Genomic DNA, 4,928 nt, shown 5'->3' with positions numbered 1-4,928 from the left:
CTCCGGCGCCGACCCCGCCCGCGCCACCGCCGGCGACCTCGACGGTCAAGCGCGGCCTGGCCTATGACCTGAAGGACGCCGCCGATTTCAGCGCGCTGTCCGGCGGCACCGTGGGCTGGTGGGTGAACTGGGCGCTCAAGCCCAACGCGGCGGTGCTCGCCCAGCCCGCCATCGCCGGCGCGATGGACCATGTGCCGATGCTGTGGAACTTCGACTTCGACACGGCGGAGGTGGTCGCCTACCTGAAGTCGCGTCCGGCCGTGAAGTCCCTGCTGGTGCTCAACGAGCCCAACCTGACCGACCAGGCCAACAAGACGCCAGCGGAAGCCGCCGCCCAGTGGCCGCGGTATGAGGAGGTCGCGCGCCAGACCGGCGTCAAGCTCGTCGGTCCGGCGATCACCTGGGGCACGATGGCCGGCTACGCCGACCCGGTGGTCTGGATGGATGCCTTCATCGCCGCCTACCGCAACGCCAACGGCGGGCGTGATCCGCAGATCGACGCGCTCGCCTTCCACTGGTACGACTACGGGCTGGCCGACCAGCTCAAGCGGCTGGAGAAGTACGGCAAGCCGTTCTGGATCACCGAGATGGCCAACTGGCATGTCGGCGACGGAAGCGCGCAGGTCGACTCGGCGGCCAAGCAGAAGGCGCAGATGGCGGACATGGTCAAGACCTGCGAGACCCGCGCCGACGTGCTCCGTTATGCGTGGTTCACCGGCCGCTGGTCGCCGGATCCGCATTTCACCAGCCTGTTCGGCGCCGCCGGCACGCTGACGGAGGTCGGCCAGCAGTACAAGGCGCTGCCGACGTCCTGACGCGCGATCGAGGCCACGTGGCGGGCGGCGGCGCGGGAACCGGGATTGCTGTCTCCCGGGCATCACCACTTCATGGAGTGATCCCCATGACCGTCATCGCCTCCTCCCGCCCGCGCGCCCTGCCCGCGATCGCAGCGATCGCCCTCGCCCTGGGCGGCGCCCTGGCCGCCGGCACCGTCGCCGCCCAGACCGCCACGACCGCGGCCACGCCGGCCTCCGCGGCGCGTTCGCACGCGGACAGCAGCTTCATGAAGAACGCCGCCGAGTCCAACTTCGCCGAGATCGCGGCCGCCGATCTCGCCCTCAAGAAGGGCACCAGCGCCGACGTCAAGGCCTTCGCCCAGAAGATGATCGACGACCACAAGAAGGCGGATTCGGAACTGCAGACGCTGGCCGCGTCCAAGGGGGTGAAGCTCCCGACCGATGCCACGATGGTCCAGAAGGGCAAGGCCAAGATCCTGGAACAGCGCGACGGGACCAGCTTCGACCACCATTACGCCGAGAACCAGGTCGGCGCCCACAAGGACGCCGTCAAGCTGTTCGAGAAGGCGTCCAAGGACGCCAAGGACGCCGACGTGAAGGCCTGGGCCGCCAAGATGCTGCCGGCCTTGCAGCATCATTTGCAGGAGGCGCAGGCCCTGGAGCAGGCCACCAAGGCGGCCGACAAGAAGAAGTAAGCGCGCTTCAGCGCAGCGCGGCCAGCAGCGCCGCCTGCGCGATCCACGGGCGCCGCTCGGCGCCCGTGCCGCGTCCAGACGCGGGCGCCAGCACCGCCCGCGCGTCCAGCACCGGCACCACCGCGGCCATCGCCAGGCCGCGCATGACGGCGGCGGGCACGCCTTCGCACGCCACCGCCGCGTAGAGATGGCCCAGCAGCCGGGCGATCTCGTCGAGCGCGGCGCCCTCCTCCAGCGCCCGCGCGGGGTCCAGCATCGTGACCTGCGCGCCCAGCGCCTGCGCGGCCTCGCGCAGGCAGCGGACCGTCTCGGACCGTTCGTCACCGCAGAACAGCCCCAATCGCATGCCGACCAGCGGCCGATGCGGCGCGCCGCGCTGCGTGGCCTGCGCGAGCTCGTCCGCGGACCGGTCCAGCGCGGTCGCGGACAAGGGCAGGACGGAGGTCGGCATCGCAGACAGCGGCGGGGCGTGATGCGGCATGGTCGACAGGCGCGGAACGCAGGCTTGGGAAGGAGGACGCGTGAGGGGCGCGAGGGGCTGGAGGGGGCCCGGCCGACACGCGTCGGCAGCGAGGTTGGGGAGCGTAGTCAGCCCGCGCCGGGAAGCGTTGATGGATGTCAAACGACGGTGGTTGGCGCGCCTCGATGCGCAGGAACACTGCGACGTCTTGAGGGTCCGTTACTGAACCGTCACCGAGGGTTCACCAACTGTTGCCGAGCGATGTCAAGGATTGGCGCAGCCGTTGCGCGCGCTTCCTAGCATCCCTTCAACGCCACCAACCACGAGACCATCATGCACAGCGCCATCGCCACCCCCTCGAGCGACCTCTCCCGCGACCGTCTGCGCGATGCCCCGGCAGGTCGCCCGCGCATCCCCCTCGTCCCCGCCGCCTCCCGCCTCGCCGCCCTCGCGCTGCCCCCGGCCGCGACCGCCGTCTCCGAACTCCGTCCGCTGACGCGCCCCTTCGCGGTGGCCACCAGCGACACCCGTCCCTCCCCTCGCGATCCCCACCAGCGCATGCTCGAAGCGATGCGCATCATCCGCGACCTCGTCCAGCCCAGCGCCAAGGTCGTGCGCGCCGGCGACATGATCTTCCGCGCCGCGCAGCCCTTCAACACCGTGTATCTGATCAACGCCGGCGCCTTCAAGCTGGTGAGCCGCAGCCTGGATGGCCGCGAGCAGATCGTCAGCCTGAAGTTCCGGGGCGACTGGCTGGGCTTCAGCGGCATCGCGCAGGGCCGCCATCCGTGCGACGCCGTCGCGATGGACACCGGCAACATCTCCATCATTCCCTACGACACCCTCACCGAGGCCTGCGCGCGCCATCCGGAGATGATGGCCATCGTCCACGAGGGCATGAGCACCGAGATCACCCACGAGCGGCAGTCGCTGATGTCGGTCTGCACGCTGGCCTCGCTGGCGCGGGTGGCGGAATTCCTCTGCGCCTGGGCGCGCAGCATGCACCAGCGCGGCCTGCGCGCCGACGAGCTGACGCTGCGCATGACCCGCGCCGACCTCGGCAACTACCTGGGCATGACGCTGGAGACCGTCAGCCGCTGCCTGTCCCGGCTCAGCCGGGAAGGCCTCATCCGCTTCGGCGAACGCGGCCGCCGGCAGATCTCGATCCCCAACCTGGAACGGCTGGAGCAGTTCGTCATCGGCGGCCTGCCGGACGCCGGCCCGGCCGCGGTCCAGTGACGGCGGCGGCGGACACGCCGCCGCTCAGCGGCTGAGCACCTTCGCGATCGCCCGCGCCAGCGCGGTGCGGTCATAGGGCTTGGGCAGCAGCTCCCAGCCCAGGGCGGCCTCCGGGCCCGACCCCAGCAACTCGGCGGAGAAGCCGGACACCAGCAGCACCGCGATGTCGGGCCAGGCCTGCTGGACGGCCCCCGCCAGCTCCGTGCCCCGCATGCCGGCGCCCAGGGCGATGTCGCTGACCAGCAGTTGCGGCCGCTCGCCACCCTCGCCCCCCTCAACGCGGTCCGCGACCTCGCGCAGGTGCCGCAAGGCCTCCTCCCCGCTCGCGCAGGCCACGACCCGGCACCGCAGGTCGGTCAGGAAGCGCCGCGCCACCGCGCGCACTTCCGCGTCATCCTCCACCAGCAGCACCCGCAGGCCCGCCGGCACCGTCTCCACGACGGCATCGCCGTCCAGCGCGCCCTCCGGCGCGTCCGGCGGTCGGGGCAGGATCAGCGTGAGCGTCGTGCCACGGCCCGGCGTGCTGTCGATGGCGAGCGCCCCGCGGGACTGCCGCGCGAAGCCGTAGACCGTGCTCAGGCCGAGTCCCGTGCCGCGACCGGCCTGCTTGGTGGTGAAGAAGGGCTCGAAGGCCCGCTCCTTGACGTCCTCCGGCATGCCGACGCCGTTGTCGGTCACCGCGATGCGGACGTAGCGCGCCGGGCCGTCCGGATCGGGCGGTGTCCCGTCTTCCTCCAGCTCCCGCCGCAGCTCCGGCGGCACGGCGCCCAGCGGCGCGGCCTCGAAGACCAGCTCGCCGCCCTCGGGCATGGCGTCGCGCGCGTTGATCGCGATGTTGAGCAGCGCCGACTCCAGCTGCGCCGGATCGGCCTGGACATCGGGGCAGTCGGGCGCCACCTCGATGCGGATGCGGATGCGCTGGTCCAGCGTGCGGCGCAGCATGTCGGCCAGCGATCGCATCATCGCCGCGACGTCGACGCTGGCCGGCTGCAGCATCTGCCGGCGGGAGAACGCCAGCAGCTTGCCGGTCAGTTCCGCGCCGCGTCGCGAGGCACGCGTCGCGGCCGCCACCAGCTGCGGCGCGAAGCCGTCGTCGGTCACCGCCGGCAGGTCGGCCAGCACCTGCAGGTTGCCCTGGATCACGGTCAGCAGGTTGTTGAAGTCGTGCGCGATGCCGCCGGTCAGTTGCCCGACCGCCTCCAGCCGCTGCGAGTGATGCAGCGCCTCCTCGGTCTGCGCGCGTTGCAGGCAGGTGCCCAGCAGGTTGGCGACGGACTCGAGGAAACGCAGCTCCGCGTCGCCAAAGCGCTTGGCCTGGCGCGAACGCACCGCCAGCGCGCCGACCGGCCGGCCGCGGTCCGAGAGCGGCACCGACAGCGCCGACACCAGGCCCTCGCGGCGATAGGTGGCCGGCACGGCGAAGCGCGTCTCGCGCCCGTAGTCCTCGACGATCACCGGCCGCCCCTCGGTCAGCACGAAGGGGCGGCGTGTCGGGCCGGTTCGGCACCACGGCGCCCAGTCCCTCCTCGGCCAGCAGGCGCGCCGCCGGCCACGCGCAGCGTCGAGCGGCCGGGATCGAGCAGGAACACGATCGCCAGTTCGACCTCCAGCGCCTGGGCGGCGATCACCGGCGCCTGCTGCAGCACCTCCTGCGGATCCAGCGCGTCGACGGCGATGCGGCCGAGCTGGGCCAGATGCTCGCTGTAGCGGGCCCGCTGCAGCGCCTGGCGCACGCGC

At 72.0% G+C, this 4,928-nt stretch carries 6 protein-coding genes; 3 read left to right on the top strand and 3 right to left on the bottom strand.

Features of this window, described 5'->3' with window-relative positions:
• Positions 1–815: glycosyl hydrolase (locus FUT87_RS14120; protein ID WP_222617150.1), on the top strand; the 815-nt coding region annotated here is incomplete at its 5' end.
• Between the two features lie 86 nt (positions 816–901).
• On the top strand, positions 902–1,492 hold the full coding sequence (locus FUT87_RS14115) for a DUF4142 domain-containing protein (RefSeq protein ID WP_147241423.1): 591 nt from the start codon (positions 902–904) through the stop codon (positions 1,490–1,492).
• A gap of 7 nt (positions 1,493–1,499) precedes the next feature.
• Here FUT87_RS14115 and FUT87_RS14110 read toward each other — a convergent pair whose 3' ends face one another.
• On the bottom strand, positions 1,500–1,943 hold the full coding sequence (locus FUT87_RS14110) for a hypothetical protein (protein WP_141225266.1): 444 nt from the start codon (positions 1,941–1,943) through the stop codon (positions 1,500–1,502).
• A gap of 342 nt (positions 1,944–2,285) precedes the next feature.
• Between FUT87_RS14110 and FUT87_RS14105 the strand changes: the two genes are divergently transcribed.
• Complete coding sequence (locus FUT87_RS14105; RefSeq protein ID WP_255511831.1) at positions 2,286–3,191, top strand: Crp/Fnr family transcriptional regulator; 906 nt, start codon at positions 2,286–2,288, stop codon at positions 3,189–3,191.
• A gap of 24 nt (positions 3,192–3,215) precedes the next feature.
• On the opposite strand, the gene FUT87_RS14100 is transcribed toward FUT87_RS14105, so the two are convergent.
• Together FUT87_RS14100 and FUT87_RS30705 are read right to left on the bottom strand one after the other, a co-directional pair.
• Positions 3,216–4,667 (bottom strand): ATP-binding protein, encoded by a 1,452-nt coding sequence (locus FUT87_RS14100; protein ID WP_255511830.1) that lies wholly within the window; start codon positions 4,665–4,667, stop codon positions 3,216–3,218.
• Positions 4,661–4,928, bottom strand: a 268-nt coding sequence (locus FUT87_RS30705; RefSeq protein WP_255511829.1) for a hypothetical protein, incomplete at its 5' end; no start/stop codon positions are given. The genes FUT87_RS14100 and FUT87_RS30705, both read right to left, overlap by 7 nt.

This window comes from Mitsuaria sp. TWR114 (assembly GCF_007997345.1).
The sequence above is the reverse complement of the archived record's forward strand: the minus strand, read 5'-3'. Positions and strand labels throughout refer to the sequence as shown.

Coding starts and splice junctions, on each gene's coding strand:
- FUT87_RS14105 (WP_255511831.1), top strand. CDS start 2,286: ATGCACAGCGCCATCGCCACCCCCTCGAGCGACCTCTCCCGCGACCGT.
- FUT87_RS14110 (WP_141225266.1), bottom strand. CDS start 1,943: ATGCCGACCTCCGTCCTGCCCTTGTCCGCGACCGCGCTGGACCGGTCC.
- FUT87_RS14115 (WP_147241423.1), top strand. CDS start 902: ATGACCGTCATCGCCTCCTCCCGCCCGCGCGCCCTGCCCGCGATCGCA.